Here is a 19,050-nt window from a genome sequence, read left to right on the forward strand (position 1 = left end):
CATGTTCGACAACCTCATCGTCGAACTCGGCCCCTGGAGCTGGTGGCTCGTCGGTCTGGTCTTGCTTGCCGCCGAGCTGATCCTGCCGGGCTTCTTCCTGGTGTGGATCGGGCTCGCCGGCATCATCGTCGGCGCCCTGTCGCTCCTCTTCTGGGAGCACAGCTTCTGGGTCTGGCAGGTGCAGGGATTGGTCTTTGCGGCAACGGCTGTGATCGTCACCCTCATCGGCCGCCGCTATCTCTACAACAACAACCAGGTGACCGATGAGCCTTTCCTGAACCAGCGCAGCGCTAGCCTGGTCGGGCGCACGGCAACCCTCGACCAACCGATCGCCGAAGGCCGCGGGCGCATTCGCCTGAACGATACCTATTGGACGGTCAACGGGCCGGACCTGCCTGTTGGCACCCGCGTCAAAGTGGTCGCCAGCAATGGTCGCGAGCTCACGGTCGAACCGGTCTGATCAGGCGACGCCGATCCGCAGCAGATCATGAAAATGCACGACGCCGATCGGCCGGCGCGCTTCGTCGATGACCATCAGAGCCGAGATATTGTGACGGTTGAGCGCGGCCATGGCGCTCGTCGCCAGCGTCGTCTCCTTCACCGTCTTCGGGTTGCGGGTCATCACCTCGTCCACCAGCTTCTCCGCGAGGCTGGCGCCGAGATTGCGGGCGATATCGCCATCGGTGACGATACCGCACAGGCAACCATCGTCATCGATCACGCCGACGCAGCCGAAACGCATCTTCGCTAGCGTCATCGCCGCCTCCGGCATGCCCGTTCCGAGTTTGACCAGCGGCACACGGTCGCCCTTGTGCATGATGTCGGCGACATGAGAAAGGCTAGCCCCCAGCTTGCCGCCTGGATGAAAGGTACGGAAATCCTCGGCCGTAAAGCCCCGCGCTTCCAGCAAGGCGACGGTCAGCGCATCGCCGATCGCAAGCTGCAGCAGCGTCGATGTCGTCGGCGCGAGCCCGTGCGGGCAGGCCTCCTGCTCCTTGGGGAGCAACAGCACTACGTCCGATTCGCGAGCAAGCGTAGAAGTTTCGCCTGATGTAATGGCGATCATCGGGATCGAGAAGCGGCGGGAATAGCTGATGATGCCGCGCAGTTCAGCACTCTCGCCGCCCCAAGAGATGGCGATGATGACGTCAGCCTGCGTGATCATGCCGAGATCGCCATGATTGGCTTCGACCGGATGGACGAAGAAAGCCGGCGTACCCGTGGAAGCCAGGCTTGCGGCGAGCTTGTTGCCGATATGGCCGCTCTTGCCAACACCGGTGATGACGACGCGCCCACTGATATCGCCGATGAGTTCCACCGCGCGGCTGAAGGGCTCGGCCAGACCATTGGTCAGTGCGCGTTCCAGCGCCTCCATGCCCCGTCTCTCGGTCTCAATCGTCCTTATTGCAGATTCGATCGCACCGTTCTCGATGAGTCTTACAGCTCTCTTATTCATGAGCGAGGCCTAACGCTTTTCTGCAAATCTGTCCACTAAAGATCGACTTATAGTGATGGCGGCAGCCTGCAACGCCCTCCCGACAAATATTATCGAACCCTTTCTTGTCGCCATCACTTGGCAACCAAGCGTTAACCACGCGGCTTTACACTTGGGTAAGAATTTAGGTCATTTCCAGCAGGGTCAGATATAAACAACATGGGCATCGGCAAGGACAAGGCGGGTCATGGTGCCTTCCGGCTGGCGGCATGGGCGACCTCCGCCGTGCTCGGCTGGGGCATCGCATTCGCCGTAGCGGCGCCGGCCAATGCGCAATCGCTGTCACCCGATCAGAACCTCGACGACACGTTGCCTGCTTCGGCATCGGCATCGGCATCCCCGACCGATCCGAATGCCGCGACCGCGGCCGATAGCCAGACAGCTGCACCGGCAAACCAGACATCGGCCTCCGGCGACGCGCCGTTGAACGCGCCGCTGCGCCTCACCGGCATCGACCCCACAGCCACCGGCTCGACGCTGGATAACGATCTGCGCCGTGTGAACCAGCGGGAGCCCGCCGTCGACGGTCTGAAGGCCCGCCAGTATCCGGATCGAGCAGATGTCCAGGGCATACCGCTCGGCACCTTCACCCTGCGCCCTTCGGTCAACCAGTCGATCAACATCGAGCGGGATCGCACCGGCGACGTCAAGGACAACCGCACCTTCCTGCAGACCGATCTGCGCAGTACCCTGACATCGGATTGGGATCGGCACGCCCTGACCATCACCGGCGAAGGCGTCTGGCAGAAGAACGTCAGCGGCGCGGGCGAAGAGAAGCCAACCGTCAATCTGAATGCCGACCTGCGTCTGGATCTTCCCGCCGATACCACCGCGCATGTCACCGCCGGCTATCAATTCTACCGCGAAGACACGAGCGACCCGAATGCGATCGCCGGCGCCTCGAAGCAATCCGCCGTCAACCAGTACACGGCCGGGCTCTCGCTGGAACGCGATTTCGGCCTGCTGCGCGGCACGACGGCCGTAGCGCTGACACGCAGCGTATATTCCGATGCCGTCCTATCTGACGGGACGACGGTCACCCTCAGCGACCGTAACCAGACGGCCGGAACCTGGCGCGGGCGCATCGGCTACGAGCTATCGCCTGCCATCATTCCCTTCGTTGAAGTCACCCTCGGCCGCGCCGTCTACGATGAGACGCGCGACGGCAACGGCTATGCCCGCTCGAACCAGAGCTATGGCGGCAAGGGCGGCGTCGAGTTCGACCTCGGTGAAAAATTCAAGGGCGAGCTCGGCTTCGGCTACCAGCACACGCAATTCGACGATTCGCGCCTCGCCTCGGTCGATTCGCCGACGATCGACGGCAGTCTCGCCTGGTCGCCACAGCGCGGCACGGATATCAGCGTCGGCCTTTCGACCACGGTCCAGCCCTCCACTACGGCCGGTCTCAGCGGCTACACCGCCTACCAGCTCACGAGCACCGTAAGCCATCAGCTGCGCGACGACCTCACCGCCAAGCTGACGGGAGGCCCGACCTGGCGCAATTACCCATCCAATGGCGGTGCCTCCGACGAGGTCGAATACGACGCCGCTTTCGGGCTAACCTGGGGGATCAACCGTTACCTCGATCTCACCAGCAATGTCGGCTATCAGCTGACGACGAGAGATGTGGGCGACAACACCCGGCAATTCCAGGCCGGCCTGGGCCTGACCGTAAAACGCTGAACACCGCCTTCGCTCAACTCCAATCCACCCGCTCAAATGAATTGAGGCCCGGCATATGCCAGGCCCCAAGATTTTTCCCAAAAGGTCGACCCCTTATTTCAGGGCCGCAATCAATGCCTTGAACTCGTCCTCGATGGTCGGGCGAATATCGTCGCGCGCCAGGGCGAAGGCGACGTTGGCGAGGATGAAGCCATCCTTTGCACCGCAGTCGAAGGTCTGACCCTGAAAGTGATAGCCGGCGAAATCCTGCGTCTTGGCAAGCTTCAGCATACCGTCCGTCAGCTGGATCTCGTTGCCGGCACCACGCTCCTGGCTTTCCAGGATACGGAAGATTTCCGGCTGCAGGATGTAACGGCCGTTGATGAAGAAGTTGGACGGAGCCGTGCCCTTGGCCGGCTTTTCGACCATTTCCGTGATGCGGAAGCCGCTGCCGATCGTCTCGCCGACGCCGACGATGCCGTATTTATGGGTCTGATCCGGCGCACATTCCTCGACGGCGATGACGTTGCCGCCGCTATGCTCGTAAAGTTCGATCATGCCCTTCATACAGCCCTTTTCGGCGCGCATGACCATGTCGGGCAGCAAAAGCGCGAAGGGCTCGTCGCCGACGATCTCGCGGGCGCACCAGACGGCGTGACCGAGGCCGAGTGGCTCCTGCTGGCGCGTGAAGCTCGCCGTGCCCGCCTTCGGCAGCAGGCCGTTCAGCAGCGACAGCTCGGCGTTCTTGTTGCGCTGGCGCAGCGTCTGCTCAAGCTCGAACTGAATATCGAAATAGTCTTCGATGACGTGCTTGCTACGGCCCGTGACGAACACGAAATGCTCGATGCCCGCTTCCATCGCCTCGTCGACGACATACTGGATCACCGGCTTGTCCACGACGGTCAGCATCTCCTTCGGCACCGCCTTGGTCGCCGGCAAGAACCGCGTCCCTAGTCCGGCAACCGGAAATACTGCCTTACGAACCTTCTTATGCTGTCCCACTCATACCTCCTGGGCATTAAATCAGTTGGCACCAAGCCATTCTAAAGGTCAGTAGATTAAATTTGCTACTGTTTTGCAAATAATGACTGACCGGAACTTCCATGGTAAAGAATTTGTTGACTTCGTTCGTTTAGCGTCACGCATGGGCCGATGCTATGTGCATCGCCGCACCGAAATCCAACGATTGATGGACAAGGCTGTAGATGACCGTAAACCGCAAACACTCCCTTCGTGGTCTCGCTTTGGCGCTCGCGCTCGGCGCCTTGGCGGGATTCCTTCCCGTTAACGCCAATGCTGACCCTGGGTTCCAAAAATGGATCGCGGGCTTCTATACGACCGCCGCAAAGAGCGGCATTACGCAATCGACCTACCGCAATGCATTTGCCGGTGTGACGGACCCAGACCCCACGGTCCTCGAAAAGGCGCAGTACCAACCGGAATTCAAGTCCCAAGTCTGGGATTACCTCGACTCCCGTGTCAATCCCTATACGGTCGATATTGGCCGCAAGATGGCGGTCAAGTACGGGTCCACACTGCGCACGCTCGAACAGCACTTCGGCGTCGACCGCAATATCATGCTGGCCATCTGGTCGATGGAATCGAATTACGGCGAGGTTCTGGCCAAGAACGATCGGCTGCACTACGTGCCCCGCGCGCTGGCGACGCTTGCCTATGCCGATCCGAAGCGGGCGAATTATGCCAAGAAGCAGCTCATCGCCGCGCTGAAGATCCTGCAGAAGGGCGATATCTCGCGCAAGGATCTGAACGGCTCCTGGGCCGGTGCCATGGGCCATACGCAGTTCATCCCGACCAGCTACCTGCTCTATGCTGTCGATGCCGATGGCAGCGGCCATGCCGATATCTGGAATTCCGTTCCGGACGCATTGGCGACGACAGCCAATCTTCTCGCCAAGAACGGCTGGGATACCGGCCGTACCTGGGGTTATGAAGTCACCGTGCCGCCCGGTGGCGGCGCCCAGGCTGGCAAGACGCACACGATTGCGCAATGGGCGGCTCTCGGCTTCGTGCGCCCCAACGGCAAGGGCTTCCGCACGACCTCCGACCGCGCACAGCTGAAGATGCCCGGCGGTCCGAACGGCCCAGGCTTCCTGATGACCGGCAACTTCTTCACCATCAAGCGCTACAACGCCTCCGACAGCTATGCGCTCGCCGTCGGTCTGCTCGCGGACCAGATCGCCGGCTATGGCGGCATGCAGCAATCCTGGCCCCGCCCGAGCGGCGCGCTCGACGTCAAGCAGAAATTCGAGCTGCAGACGCGCCTGAAGGAACTCGGCTATTATGACGGCGTCGTCGACGGCAATTTCGGCTCGGGCTCCAAGGCTGCCATCAGCGCCGTCCAGGAACGCATGGGCATGGATGCGGATGGCGAGCCCTCGATGAGCCTGCTGAAGGCATTGCGCAAGTAAGCCGCCTCAAGCGAATCCGGGATCGCCGGACGATGAAATCGTCCTTATGCGACCACGGAGTCGTGAGCGGAAGAGAAGCTATGATGAAACACTCTGCCCGCGCGACCATGGTGACCTTGAAGGTGGTTCTGACAGCGTTCCTCTCCGCCGTCATCGCCTTTGGTTGCCTGCCGAACATCGCCGAGGCGCAGGAGCGGCCGCGGCGAAACCTGCTCGACATGCTGTTCGGCACCCGCGAGCCCGACTACCCGGACCAGCCGGCCGAGCAACCACCGCCGCGGCGCAAGGTGCAGCCGAAAAAGCGGCCGACCCCGCCGCCACGCCAGCAGGTCGCGCAGCCGGAAACGCCGCCACCGGCGGAAAAGCTTCCCGACGCCAAGACCATCCTCGTCGTCGGCGACTTTCTGGCGAGCGGCTTGGCCACCGGACTGGAGGATGCCTTCTCCACCTCCCCCGGCGTGGTCGTCCAGTCACGCGGCAACGTCGCCTCCGGTCTCGTGCGGCAGGATTATTACAACTGGCCGCAGCAATTGCCCGGGATGATCGACCAGCTGAAACCGGCCATGGTCGTTGTCATGATCGGCGCCAATGATCGCCAGCAGATGATCGGCGACGGGCTGAACGAGAAATACGGTACCGACCCCTGGTTCCTTGCCTATGAAGAGCGTGTGCAGCAATTCGGCAAACTTGTGACGAGCCGCCATATCCCACTGCTCTGGGTCGGCCTGCCCTCCTTCGGCTCGGACCAGCTGACCGCCAGCGCGGTCAAGCTCAATCAGATCTATCAAAGCCAGGTGACCAGCGTCGGCGGCGAATTCATCGACATCTGGGACGGATTTACCGACCAGAACGGCGAATTCATCGTCACCGGTTCGGATATCAACGGCCAGCAGGTCCGGTTAAGGACGGCGGACGGCGTCAACCTGACGGCTGCCGGCAAGCGCAAGGTCGCCTTCTATCTCGAGAAATCCGCACGCCGGATCTTGGGCGATCAGGCAAGCCCCGACATCACGCGCCTGGACACGGGCAATCCGCTGCCGGCGCAACAGGCCAATCTTCCCGGCGCGGAACCGGAGAAGATCACCCGCACGCAGCCGATGAGCCTCTCGGATCCCGATCTCGACGGCGGCTCTCAGCTTCTGGGCAGCAGCCCTGCGCCAGCCGTAGCGACCTCATCACCACGCGATCTTCTGGTCGAGAAGGGTCTGATGGACCCGGCGCCGGTCGGCCGCGTCGACGACTACAGATTGCCGGGATCGGTCGCACGCTAGGCGGCACGGATGCGGTTTGACAAGGCCCCGCCCCGCCAATAAAAGAACCGCATGAGCACCAAAAGCGCAGATCAATTCGATCGTTACCGCACCTGCCCGCAGGCTGCGATTGTGCGCGCTTTCTCCGGCCGAGGTCTCCGCGTCCAGTCGTGACAGCCGGAGGCATTGATGCGTCCGGCGGCTGCTGGACGTAAAGCCCTCACCTCAGAACATCAACGTTGCCCATGGAGAATGGCACGTGCTCAATATCTATAACGTCAATTCGCTCGTTCATTGGGAAGAGCGGGACATCCGGCTACGCGACGACTTCATCCGCTTCTTTTCCGACGAAGTCGCAAACTTCCTGCGATCGGCAAATCCCGCCTGGGATATGCGTAGGGTCGAGGCCCCGACCCTGGTGCCGCGAAACCTCGTCTCGGACGCCTATTCCAACACGGACATATGGGTACAGGAGCGAATGTCGGACACCGAGGCCGAACTCGCGCTGCGCCCCGAAACGACACCGTCTACCTATGTCTACATGCAGCATCTTCTCGGAAATCATTCGAAAACAAGGTTGCCCTTATGCGTCTGGCAGGCCGGGAAATCCTATCGCCGCGAACAGGATCAACCGAGCAAGCATGTGCGGCTCAAGGAATTCTGGCAGCTCGAATTCCAATGCGCTTTCACCGCAGACAGCGGTAACGACTACCATGCCGCCTCGCTGGAACCGGTTCGCCGGATGATCGCCTCGGTCATCCATCTGCCAACGCGGATCGTGCCGTCCGATCGCGTTCCGGCCTATTCTGAGATCACCATGGATATCGAGGTCGACAACGGCGACAAATGGATGGAGGTCTGCTCGATTTCAAAACGCACGGACTTCCCTCAGCGCTACCGCAGCCAGCCGAAGAAAGGGCCTGCGATAGACCACGAGGTTGCAGTGCTGGAAATCGCCATCGGCCTCGACCGCTGCATCTACAACTGGAACGTCGCCGCAAGCCGATAACGACACAAGCCGATAACGACAAAGGCCGGGTTCATTACGAACCCGACCTTCGATCATTGCAGGAAAATAGCGGTAAAGCTCAGTTCGGCAGAACCGTCGAACCCATCAGAGCCTCATCGATGGCGCGGGCGGCCTGGCGGCCCTCGCGGATCGCCCAGACCACCAGCGACTGGCCGCGGCGAATGTCGCCGGCGGTCCAGAGCTTGTCGACCGAGGTCTTGTAGTCCTTGTCGTTGGCAACGACGTTGGTCGAGCCGCGGCGGTCGGTATTCACAGTCAGCTTGCCGTCGAGTTCCTTGAGCACGCTGTCGGTGAACGGGCCGCGGAAGCCGATGGCGATGAAGGCGAGATCGGCGCGGATGACGAATTCCGTGCCGGCAATCGGCTTGCGGCGCTCATCCACTTCGCAGCACTTCACGCCGGTCAACACGCCGTCTTCGCCGATGAATTCAAGTGTCGCAACCTGGAATTCGCGGACGGCACCTTCGGCCTGCGAGGAAGAGGTGCGCATCTTCGTCGCCCAGAACGGCCATACGGCGAGCTTGTCTTCCTTTTCCGGCGGCTGCGGACGAATGTCGAGCTGCGTCACCTTCACCGCACCCTGGCGGAATGCCGTGCCGACGCAGTCGGACGCCGTATCGCCACCGCCGACGACGACGATGTGCTTGCCACCGGCAAGGATCGGATCGGCAGGCCAGCCGACGCTGTCGATGCTTTCGCGGCCGACGCGGCGATTCTGCTGCACGAGATAAGGCATGGCATCATGGACGCCTGCGAGCGTCGTGCCGGGAATGCCGGCTTCGCGCGGGGTTTCCGAGCCGCCGCAATAGAGCACGGCATCATAGTCTGCCAGAAGCTGCTCCATCTTCACGTCAACGCCGACATTGACGCCGCAATGGAAGGTGACGCCCTCGCCCTTCATCTGCTCGACGCGGCGGTCGATGAAGTTCTTCTCCATCTTAAAGTCCGGAATGCCGTAGCGCAGCAGGCCGCCGGCCTTGCTTTCGCGCTCGTAGAGATGAACGTCGTGACCTGCGCGGCCGAGCTGTTGAGCCGCTGCCATGCCGGCAGGACCGGAGCCAATGATCGCGACTTTCTTGCCCGTATGCACGGTTGCCGGCTGCGGCCGGATGAAGCCGAGCTCATACGCCTTGTCGGCGATCGCCTGCTCCACGGTCTTGATGGCGACCGGTGCATCTTCCAGGTTCAGCGTGCAGGCTTCCTCGCAAGGGGCGGGGCAAACACGGCCGGTGAATTCCGGGAAGTTGTTGGTCGAATGCAGGTTGTGGATCGCCTGTTCCCAGTTGTTGTTGTAAACGAGGTCGTTCCAATCGGGGATCTGATTGTGCACCGGGCAGCCGGTCGGGCCGTGGCAATAGGGAATGCCACAGTCCATGCAGCGGGCTGCCTGTTTCTGCACTTCCGGGTCCGACATGGGGATCGTGAATTCACGGAAATGCCGGATGCGATCCGACGCCGGCTGATACTTCGCCACCTGCCGATCGATCTCCAAGAAGCCTGTTACCTTGCCCATGCTTTCGTTTCCTCACTCTAAAAGAGGAGCTCATGGCTCCCGTGCCTGAGGGTCATCTCGGTTTCCCTGTCCGGCACTTTAATTCAAATCCGATTCCGCTGTTCGACAGTCGCGATCGCTATGACGGCGATCGCAATGCGAGGCGAAACCCTCGACTGGTTTGAGAACCGGGGCGGATTACTCCGCCGCCACGCTCATCCGGCTGCGCTCCATTTCCTCAAGGGCGCGGCGGTATTCGACCGGCATGACCTTGCGGAATTTCGGGCGATAGTCGGCCCAGTGATCGAGGATCTCCTTGGCTCGCGTCGAGCCCGTGTAGTGGAAGTGGTTCGAAATCAGCTGGAAGAGACGCTCTTCGTCATGGCGCGTCATGTCATCGGAGACGTCGACACGTCCCTTGTGCATGATGTCACCACCGTGATGATGCAGCTTCTCCAGCAGCTCGTCCTCTTCGGGAACCGGCTCCAGCTCGACCATCGCCATGTTGCAGCGACGAGCGAAATCGCCCTTCTCGTCGAGAACATAGGCAACGCCGCCCGACATGCCGGCCGCGAAGTTGCGGCCGGTTTCGCCGAGCACAACGACGACGCCGCCGGTCATGTATTCGCAGCCATGATCGCCGACGCCTTCGACGACAGCGATCGCGCCGGAGTTTCTGACCGCGAAGCGCTCACCCGCGACACCGCGGAAGTAGCACTCGCCCTCGGTTGCGCCGTAGAGCACGGTATTGCCGACGATGATCGAGTTTTCGGCAACGATCTTCGAATTTTCCGGCGGACGGATGATGATGCGGCCGCCCGAAAGGCCCTTGCCGACATAGTCGTTGCCGTCGCCGATCAGGTTGAAGGTGACGCCCCGTGCCAGGAAGGCTGCGAAGGATTGGCCCGCCGTGCCCTTCAGGGTGACGTTGATCGTGTCGTCCTTCAGGCCGCGATGGCCATAGCGCTTGGCAACCGCGCCCGACAGCATGGCGCCAGCCGAACGGTCGACGTTCTTGATGTCGACTTCGAAGGCGACAGGCGTCTTGGAAGAGAGCGCCGGCTCCGCCTTCTCGATCATCTTGCGGTCGAGAATGTCGTCGATCGGGTGCTTCTGCACCGTGGTCCAGTAGGTCTCTTCCTTCGGCGCATCGACCTTGTGGAAGATGCGGCTGAAATCGAGGCCCCTCGCCTTCCAGTGGGCGAGCATGTCGTCCTTTTCCAGAAGCTCGGAAGCGCCGATGATGTCATCCAGCTTGGCAACGCCAAGCGAGGCGAGGATCTCGCGCACTTCTTCGGCCACGAAGAAGAAGTAGTTGATGACATGCTCCGGCGCGCCCTTGAAGCGCTTGCGCAGGACCGGATCCTGGGTGGCGACGCCAACCGGACAGGTGTTGAGGTGGCACTTGCGCATCATGATGCAGCCGGCCGCAATCAGCGGCGCGGTGGCAAAGCCGAATTCGTCGGCACCGAGCAGCGCTCCGATGATGACATCGCGGCCGGTCTTCAGACCGCCATCCACCTGCAGGGCGATGCGCGAGCGCAGCCCGTTCAGCACCAGCGTCTGCTGGGTCTCCGCAAGACCGATTTCCCAAGGCGAACCCGCATGCTTCAGCGAAGTCAGCGGCGAAGCACCGGTACCGCCGTCATAACCCGAAACCGTGATGTGATCGGCGCGCGCCTTGGCAACGCCGGCGGCAACCGTGCCGACGCCGACTTCCGAGACGAGCTTGACCGACACATCCGAGGTCGGGTTGACGTTCTTCAGGTCGTAGATCAGCTGTGCCAGATCTTCGATCGAATAGATGTCATGGTGCGGCGGCGGCGAGATGAGGCCGACGCCCGGCGTAGAGTGCCGGGTCTTGGCGACGGTGGCATCGACCTTGTGACCGGGCAGCTGGCCGCCTTCGCCGGGCTTGGCACCCTGCGCGACCTTGATCTGCAGCACATCGGCATTGACCAGATATTCGGTCGTCACGCCGAAGCGGCCGGAGGCGATCTGCTTGATGGCGGAGCGTTCCGGGTTCGGCGAGCCGTCGAAGAGCGGCATGTAACGGTCGGCTTCCTCGCCGCCCTCGCCGGTGTTCGACTTGCCGCCGATGCGGTTCATGGCGATTGCCAGCGTCGTATGTGCCTCACGGCTGATCGAGCCGAAGGACATGGCGCCCGTCGAGAAGCGCTTGACGATATCGGCAGCCGGCTCGACCTCGTCGACCGAGATCGGCTTGCGGCCGAGCGCATCCGCGCCCTTGATCTTGAAGAGGCCGCGGATCGTGTTCATCCGAAGCGCCGATTCATTGACCATTTCGGAGAATTCGCGATAACGGTCCTCGGCATTCCCACGCACGGCATGCTGAAGTGCTGCCACGGCGTCCGGCGTCCAGGCGTGGCTTTCGCCGCGCATGCGGTAGGCATATTCGCCGCCGATGTCGAGCGTGCTTGCCAGCAGCGGATCGCGGCCGAAAGCCGACTTGTGACGGGCAACGGTTTCCTCGGCGATCGTCTCGAGGCCGATGCCCTCGATCATGGTCGCCGTGCCGAAGAAGTACTGGTCGACCAGCTCCTGCTGCAGGCCCACGGCATCGAAGATCTGCGCGCCGCAATAGGATTGATAGGTCGAGATGCCCATCTTCGACATGACCTTGAGGATGCCTTTGCCGACAGCCTTGATGTAGCGGTAGACGACTTCGGTCGCGTCCACTTCCTTCGGGAATTCGCCACGCTGATGCATGTCGAGCAGCGTGTCGAAGGCGAGGTAGGGGTTGATCGCTTCCGCACCATAACCGGCCAGCAGGCAGAAATGATGCACTTCGCGCGGCTCGCCGGTTTCGACGACGATGCCGACCGAGGTACGCAGACCCTTGCGGATCAGGTGATGGTGCACGGCAGCCGTTGCCAGCAGCGCCGGGATCGCGATGCGGTCCGGTCCGATCTGGCGGTCGGAAAGCACGATGATGTTGTAGCCGCCGCGAACGGCCGCTTCCGCCCGCTCGCAGAGACGATCGAGCATCTCGGGCATGCCTTCGGCGCCGCGTTCGACATCGTAGGTGAAATCGAGCGTCTTGGTGTCGAAGCGATCCTCGGTGTGGCCGATCGAGCGGATCTTTTCGAGATCGCCGTTGGTCAGGATCGGCTGGCGCACTTCCAAACGCTTGGCGTTGGCCATGCCGGTATGGTCAAGCAGGTTCGGGCGCGGGCCGATGAACGACACGAGGCTCATGACCAGCTCCTCGCGGATCGGATCGATCGGCGGGTTCGTCACCTGCGCGAAGTTCTGCTTGAAGTAGGTGTAGAGCAGCTTCGGCTTGTCGGACATGGCCGAGATCGGCGTATCCGTGCCCATCGAGCCGACAGCTTCCTGACCGGTCGTCGCCATCGGCGACATCAGCAGCTTGGTGTCTTCCGTCGTGTAGCCGAAAGCCTGCTGGCGGTCGAGCAGCGACACGTCGCGGCGCAGCGCGCGCGGCTCCACCGGCTTCAGGTCTTCCAAGATCAGCTGCGTGCGGTTGAGCCAGCTGCGATAGGGATGCTTGCTCGACAGTTCCGATTTCACCTCGTCGTCGGAGATGATGCGGCCCTTTTCCATGTCGATCAGCAGCATCTTGCCCGGCTGCAGGCGCCACTTCTGGATGATTTTCTCTTCCTCAACCGGCAGAACGCCGGCTTCGGATGCCATGATGATACGATCGTCGCTGGTGACGAGATAGCGGGCCGGACGCAGGCCGTTACGGTCGAGCGTCGCGCCGATCTGCTTGCCATCGGTGAAGGCGACGGCGGCGGGACCATCCCACGGCTCCATCAGGGCGGCATGATACTCGTAGAATGCCTTGCGCTCGGCAGCCATCAGCTGGTTGCCGGCCCATGCCTCGGGGATGAGCATCATCATGGCGTGCGCCATGGAATAGCCGCCGCGCACGAGGAATTCGAGCGCGTTGTCGAAACAGGCCGTGTCCGACTGCCCCTCATAGGAGATCGGCCAGAGCTTGGAGATATCTTCGCCGAACAGCGGCGAGGAGACCGACGCCTGGCGGGCAGCCATCCAGTTGACGTTGCCGCGCAGCGTGTTGATTTCGCCGTTATGGGCGACCATGCGATAGGGATGCGCAAGCTTCCACGACGGGAAGGTGTTGGTCGAGAAACGCTGGTGCACAAGCGCAACCGCCGTCTCAAAACGCGGATCGGAGAGGTCCTTATAATAGGCGCCGACCTGATAGGCGAGGAACATGCCCTTGTAGACGATGGTCGAGCTCGACAGCGAGACCGGGTAGAAGCTGCTCTCCTCGCCCTCATATTCCGCATAGATGCGGTTGGAGATCACCTTGCGCAGGGTGAAGAGGCGGCGCTCGAACTCCTCGTTCGTGCCCGCGTCGCGGCCAGCGCCGATGAAGACCTGCACATGATGCGGCTCGGTGGCGGCAATATCAGGCGCCTTCGACAGCGAGGAATTGTCGACCGGCACGTCGCGGAAGCCGAGCAGAACCTGGCCTTCCTCGGCAACGACCTGCGTGATGGCGGTCTTGAAATGCTCGATCAGCGCTTCGTCGCGCGGCAGGAAGAAATGGCCGACGCCATACTCGCCGGCCTTCGGAAGGATAACGCCCTGCTTGGCCATTTCCTCGCGGAAGAAGCGGTCGGGGATCTGCACGAGAATGCCCGCGCCGTCGCCCATCAGCGGATCGGCACCGACGGCACCGCGATGCGTCAGGTTCTCGAGGATGAACAGGCCGTCGCGCACGATCTGGTGCGACTTCTGGCCCTTCATGTGCGCGACGAAGCCGACGCCGCAGGCGTCATGCTCGTTGCGCGGATCGTAAAGGCCCTGTTTCGGCGGGATGCCAACAGCGCGTTTCGACGTCTTGGCCGTCGCGGCAGCATTGGCTGCAGCGGTCTGGTCAAAACTCGTAAACGTCGTCCTGTTCGTCATGGTCTTCCCTCCGATAAGGCCCGCGTCGCGGGCGCTCCTTCGTCCCGCGCGGTCCGTTTCCGGGGCCGACGCGCGACAGCGCTGTTGCATTGTGAAGATCCGGCCGCGAACCGTGGCCCCATTGAGTGGAACCCGTCGTCAGCGTTTCGCGCCCTGCTATTCCACCGCCGCATTGCCCGCCGCCTCGAAAGACTGGAAAGGGCATGCTCCCGGTAACTATAGCTCGAAATCCCGACATCGTCAGGACCCTCTAGCGCATCTTCGGCCTTGGCGGCCAAAATAGGACAGCAACACTGTCCTAATTCATCAGCTCTATGCCAGAAAGCTTAAGCCTTCGCAAGAGCAAAACGGCAAAATTTCGTCAACGAAAGACGGAAGATTGCCTTTGTTGCATAAATCGAGCAATAAAGTTTCGCTGCGGCGCATCATTTTATTTGTTGATTGCGCCAATCAATTTCTGTGATGCATTCTTCAAACTCACGCTCTTGATAGGTTTTTGCATTGGCGTAATGTCCGGCCAACCCTATCTAGTCTAGCCGCAATTCAATCCTTCATCTGGTGCATTTCCATGTTCTTTGCTTCCGATAACTGGGCCGGCGCCCATTCCAAAGTCGCCGAACGTCTGCTCGCTGAGTCCAGTGGCTTTGCCTCCGCTTACGGCACAAGCGAGCTCGACCAGCGTGTCGAAGCCAAGTTCGCTGACATTTTCGAGCGCGAGGTCGCCGTCTTCTTCGTTGCAACGGGTACGGCCGCCAATTCGCTGTCGCTTGCCAGCGTCCAGAAGCCTGGTGGCATCAGCTTCTGCCATACCGAGGCGCATGTCGCCGAAGACGAGTGCGGTGCGCCCGATTTCTTCAGCGGCGCGCGTCTTGCGACCGTCGACGGTGCTCTCGGCAAGATCGATCCCAAGGCGCTCGCCACCAAGATCGCCCGCTTCCCGCAGGATGCCGTGCATCATGGCCGCGCTGCCGCGGTGACGATCACGCAGGCAACGGAAATCGGCACGGTCTATTCGCTGGATGAGATCGACGCCATCGCCTCTATCACCAAGGCGAACGATCTGCCGCTGCATATGGATGGCGCGCGTTTCGCCAACGCGCTGGTCGCACTTGGCGCAAGCCCGGCCGAGATGACGTGGAAGCGCGGCGTCGACATCCTCTCTTTCGGCGGCACGAAGAACGGCTGCTGGTGCGCCGAGGCGATCGTCTTCTTCGATCCGGAGAAGGCCAAGGAGATGCACTTCATCCGCAAGCGCGCCGCCCAGCTTTTCTCCAAATCGCGCTTCATCGCCGCCCAGTTCGACGGCTATTTCCAGGACGGCCTCTGGCTCGACCTTGCCCGCCATTCCAACAGCATGGCCGGTCGGCTGCGCGCCGGCCTTGAAAAGACCCGCGGCGCTCGTCTCGCCTGGCCGACGGTTTCGAACGAGATCTTCGCGATCATACCAAAGTCCTCCGCCAAGACAGCGGAGGACAAGGGCGCGAAGTTCTACGAATGGCCGATCCCGGAATCGCAGCCGGATCTCGTCGGCAACGATGAGGCGCTGATCCGCCTTGTCACCAGCTTCGCCACGACCGAGGCCGATGTGGCAAATTTCCTCGCCTGCCTGGCTTAACCCAAATGAAAAAGCGAGCGCCGGAGCCGGTTGCAGCCGGACGGCGCTCTCAATAGCGGCAAGGGGTCAGTTTTAATTCCGATGGGCGATTATTGCGAAGTTTGATAGATCGTCGCGATCGGACGCTGGTGCATGATGTACGATCATCGTCATTGCCACGACGCAGGCGACAAGTCCGGAAATGAAGATGGCACCATATGTCATCGGAACGACTATCCCCCCGCAATTCACCCATCGCCACCGGAGATAGCAGAACAAGCTGACTTCCGCCTGAAATCGAGTGCAGCGGAAAAAGAGAAATGGCAGCCGGCAAAATAAATTCCGATCTCATCCACATGATCGGAAAAGAATTTTAACGATGCCTGATAGACGACTTCGTCGTTAACTTGATCGCGGCCCCCTGACCTTCGCGAGTATATCGTCCGAGAGCGCCTTGACCAAAAGCTGGTCCGCACCTTTGCGCGGCACAAGGACGAATTCCACATCTTCGAGGATAGGCAGCCAACCCGACGCGATCTCCATCAGTCCGGCTGGCGCTGTACTCTTCGGTTGCACAAGGACGCCCATGCCGGCACGCGCCGCCGCCGTCAAACCGCTGAGGCTGCCGCAGGTGCAGACAATCCGCCACGGCATCTGCTGCCGGCGGAGCGCCTCCAGCGCCACCGCGCGGGTAACGCTCGGCGTGGGAAAGGCGATCAGCGGCAGCGGCCCTGCCAGCTTGCGAATGCGCTCCGGATCGCGCGCCAGCCAGACCAGCGGCTCGCGGTAGACGAGCTTGCCCCTGACATCCCCGAGCCGGCGCTTGGCAAGCACGAGATCCAGATCACCATTGTCCTGCATTTCATAAAGCACGCCGCTGAGCGCGACCGTCAGCTCGAGATCGACGGACGGATGCGAGCGAACGAATTCCTCAAGAACGTCCGGAAGCTGGCTGGTGACGAAATCCTCGGAAACGCCGAGACGAAGGCTGCCGCGCAGGCTATTGCCGGCAAAGAGCTGCCGCACCTCCCCCTCGATCGACAGCATCTGGCGCGCATGACCGAGCAATGCCTCGCCGTCGCCGGTCAGGACGACGCGATGCGTATCGCGCGCCAAAAGCTTGCGCCCGAGTTCGGCTTCCAGCCGCTGTATATGCTGGCTGACGGTCGATTGCCCAAGCCCGAGACGCTCCGCCGCCAGCGTGAAGCTACCCATCTGCTCGACGGCGACGAAGCTGCGCAACTGCGTGAGATCCAGCACGGCTTATCCTATATTGTGATAACTGTTATTCCTTGCATCGTGGATCACAATAGGTCTATCTGCAAGGAGTAATCATCAAGACTTGCAAATGCGATTGGGGTAGGCACGATGCGCCGCTTTCTTCCAGACACCTTCACCATGCTGCTGGTGCTCACCGTTCTGACGGCATCCTTCTTTCCGGTGCAGGGGGCAAGCGCTCACTATTTCGGCATTGCCACCAACTTCGCCATTGGCCTTTTGTTCTTCCTGCATGGCGCGCGCCTCTCGCGCGATGTCGTCATCGCCGGCATGCTGCACTGGCGGCTGCATCTCGTCATCCTGTTGACGACCTTCGGCATCTTTCCCCTCCTGGTGCTGGCCATGGGCCATATCGTCCCGAACAGCATCCTGCCCGTATCGCTCTATACCGGCATGCTGTTTTTGAGCGTGCTGCCCTCGACCGTGCAGTCCTCGATCGCCTTCACCTCAATCGCCGGCGGCAATGTGCCGGCCGCGATCTGCTCCGCGTCGGCCTCTAATATCTTCGGCATGTTCCTGACGCCGCTGCTCGTCGGCATCCTTTTTTCGGTCGGCGGCCAGGGCGGTGGTTTTTCCTGGGATGTTCTGTGGCAGATCATGCTGCAGTTGCTCGCCCCCTTCATCGCCGGCCAGCTGCTGCAGCCGTGGATCGGCGACTGGATTCGCTCGAAGAAGAAGATCCTGATGCCGGTCGATCGCGGCTCGATCCTCATGGTCGTCTATTCCGCCTTCAGCGAAGCCGTGGTCGAAGGGCTGTGGCACACATTTTCGGTACTCGACATCGCCACCGTGATCGTCGCCAACATGGTGCTTCTGGCGATGGTAATCTGCATCACCATGTTCGGCAGCCGTGCTCTCGGTTTCGAAAAAGCCGATGAGATCACCATCACCTTCTGCGGCTCGAAGAAATCGCTGGCAAGCGGCGTGCCGATGGCCAATGTCATCTTCGCCGGCCAGGGTATCGGCGCCATCGTGCTGCCGCTCATGCTGTTCCATCAGATCCAGCTGATGACATGCGCCGTGCTTGCCCAGAAATATGCCGATGCCGCCAAGCGGCGCGAGGCTGCGAAGGCACAGGCGGGGACGAAAACGGGCGAAGCGACAAACGCAGCCTAAGCTCCGTTGACATCGGGTTAAAACAAAAGCGGCGCCTGGATAGGCGCCGCTTCTTTTTGATCTTGGGAGGATCAAAGGCATGACGGCCCAAGGCCGTCAGCCTGGACATGACGGCCAACAACCGTCAGTCCGGATTAGTTTATATGTGCCTCGATGGCCTTCGGGGTTTCCACGGGCTCGGCCGCAATGGAGATGCGACGGGGCTTCATGGCTTCCGGAATGTTGCGCAACAGATCGATGTGCAGCAAACCATTCTTCAGCGATGCAGCCTGGACCTCGACATGATCGGCGAGCTGGAAACGGCGCTCGAAAGCACGCTTGGCGATACCGCGATAGAGATATTCGCTGGTCTCAGCCGGCTCTTCGCTCTTTTCGCCCTTGACCTGAAGGACATGGGCGTGGGCCTCGATGCTCAGTTCCTTTTCATCGAAACCGGCAACGGCCATGGTGATGCGATAGGTGTTTTCACCCGTACGCTCGATGTTGTAGGGCGGATAGGTCTGCGCCTGATCCGGCTGGCCGAGGCTGTCGAGCATGGTGAAAAGGCGGTCGAAACCGACGGTGGAGCGATAAAGGGGAGAGAAGTCTACGTGACGCATGGAGTCCTCCTGTGAGCGACAATTGCGATTTCAATTTTTGTCCCATGACCCCACTCCTGGCGGCCTCGGGACGATTCCGCGAGCCCGTTTGGCACCCGCAGAGTTGAGATGGGGATCGCTTTTCCGGAGTTCAAGCCCCCTGTGCCGCAACCCTTATTTTGCAGAAAATCACTGCGTGAACC

At 61.3% G+C, this 19,050-nt stretch carries 13 protein-coding genes; 7 read left to right on the top strand and 6 right to left on the bottom strand.

Annotated elements, in window-relative coordinates; translation table 11 throughout:
* Position 1: 1 nt before the first annotated feature.
* The gene (locus ABOK31_RS12745) at positions 2-460 is read left to right on the top strand and encodes an NfeD family protein (protein WP_349956276.1); all 459 of its coding nucleotides are present in this window, start codon (positions 2-4) and stop codon (positions 458-460) included.
* On the opposite strand, the gene ABOK31_RS12750 is transcribed toward ABOK31_RS12745, so the two are convergent.
* Positions 461-1,456 carry a KpsF/GutQ family sugar-phosphate isomerase gene (locus tag ABOK31_RS12750; RefSeq protein WP_349956277.1) on the bottom strand — a complete coding sequence of 332 codons (996 nt, stop codon included), beginning with the start codon at positions 1,454-1,456 and terminating at the stop codon, positions 461-463. It lies immediately after the preceding gene.
* Positions 1,457-1,654: 198 nt separating this feature from the next.
* On the opposite strand from ABOK31_RS12750, the gene ABOK31_RS12755 reads away from it, so the two are divergent.
* The gene (locus ABOK31_RS12755; protein WP_349956278.1) at positions 1,655-3,178 is read left to right on the top strand and encodes an outer membrane beta-barrel protein; all 1,524 of its coding nucleotides are present in this window, start codon (positions 1,655-1,657) and stop codon (positions 3,176-3,178) included.
* 93 nt (positions 3,179-3,271) lie between these two features.
* Here the strand turns inward: ABOK31_RS12755 and galU are convergent, their stop codons facing one another.
* Positions 3,272-4,159 (bottom strand): UTP--glucose-1-phosphate uridylyltransferase GalU, encoded by an 888-nt coding sequence (gene galU, locus ABOK31_RS12760; protein ID WP_113348822.1) that lies wholly within the window; start codon positions 4,157-4,159, stop codon positions 3,272-3,274.
* Between the two features lie 203 nt (positions 4,160-4,362).
* Here galU and ABOK31_RS12765 point away from each other — a divergent pair, with 203 nt between their 5' ends.
* From ABOK31_RS12765 to ABOK31_RS12775, 3 genes are all read left to right on the top strand, one after another.
* On the top strand, positions 4,363-5,586 hold the full coding sequence (locus ABOK31_RS12765; RefSeq protein WP_174176852.1) for a lytic murein transglycosylase: 1,224 nt from the start codon (positions 4,363-4,365) through the stop codon (positions 5,584-5,586).
* 80 nt (positions 5,587-5,666) lie between these two features.
* Complete coding sequence (locus ABOK31_RS12770) at positions 5,667-6,857, top strand: DUF459 domain-containing protein (RefSeq protein WP_349956279.1); 1,191 nt, start codon at positions 5,667-5,669, stop codon at positions 6,855-6,857.
* A 238-nt stretch (positions 6,858-7,095) separates the two neighbouring features.
* Positions 7,096-7,845 carry an aminoacyl--tRNA ligase-related protein gene (locus ABOK31_RS12775; RefSeq protein ID WP_349956280.1) on the top strand — a complete coding sequence of 250 codons (750 nt, stop codon included), beginning with the start codon at positions 7,096-7,098 and terminating at the stop codon, positions 7,843-7,845.
* A gap of 79 nt (positions 7,846-7,924) precedes the next feature.
* On the opposite strand, the gene ABOK31_RS12780 is transcribed toward ABOK31_RS12775, so the two are convergent.
* Both ABOK31_RS12780 and gltB read right to left on the bottom strand, forming a co-directional pair.
* Entirely contained in the window at positions 7,925-9,379 is a 1,455-nt protein-coding gene (locus ABOK31_RS12780; RefSeq protein WP_174176855.1) for a glutamate synthase subunit beta, read from the bottom strand.
* Positions 9,380-9,556: 177 nt separating this feature from the next.
* Positions 9,557-14,281 carry a glutamate synthase large subunit gene (gltB, locus tag ABOK31_RS12785; RefSeq protein WP_174176857.1) on the bottom strand — a complete coding sequence of 1,575 codons (4,725 nt, stop codon included), beginning with the start codon at positions 14,279-14,281 and terminating at the stop codon, positions 9,557-9,559.
* Between the two features lie 568 nt (positions 14,282-14,849).
* Between gltB and ABOK31_RS12790 the strand changes: the two genes are divergently transcribed.
* A complete protein-coding gene (locus ABOK31_RS12790) occupies positions 14,850-15,896 on the top strand; it encodes a low specificity L-threonine aldolase (RefSeq protein ID WP_174176859.1) in 1,047 nt (348 codons plus the stop codon).
* Positions 15,897-16,277: 381 nt separating this feature from the next.
* Here the strand turns inward: ABOK31_RS12790 and ABOK31_RS12795 are convergent, their stop codons facing one another.
* Complete coding sequence (locus ABOK31_RS12795) at positions 16,278-17,135, bottom strand: LysR family transcriptional regulator (RefSeq protein WP_349956281.1); 858 nt, start codon at positions 17,133-17,135, stop codon at positions 16,278-16,280.
* Positions 17,136-17,243: 108 nt separating this feature from the next.
* On the opposite strand from ABOK31_RS12795, the gene ABOK31_RS12800 reads away from it, so the two are divergent.
* Positions 17,244-18,269, top strand: coding sequence for a bile acid:sodium symporter family protein (locus tag ABOK31_RS12800; RefSeq protein WP_174176863.1), 1,026 nt, complete (start codon positions 17,244-17,246; stop codon positions 18,267-18,269).
* Positions 18,270-18,403: 134 nt separating this feature from the next.
* Here the strand turns inward: ABOK31_RS12800 and ABOK31_RS12805 are convergent, their stop codons facing one another.
* Positions 18,404-18,868, bottom strand: a complete 465-nt coding sequence (locus ABOK31_RS12805; protein WP_015341097.1) for an Hsp20 family protein — start codon at positions 18,866-18,868, stop codon at positions 18,404-18,406.
* Between the last annotated feature and the right edge of the window lie 182 nt (positions 18,869-19,050).

It is taken from the genome of Rhizobium sp. ZPR4 (assembly GCF_040215725.1).
Lineage (GTDB): Bacteria > Pseudomonadota > Alphaproteobacteria > Rhizobiales > Rhizobiaceae > Rhizobium > Rhizobium rhizogenes_D.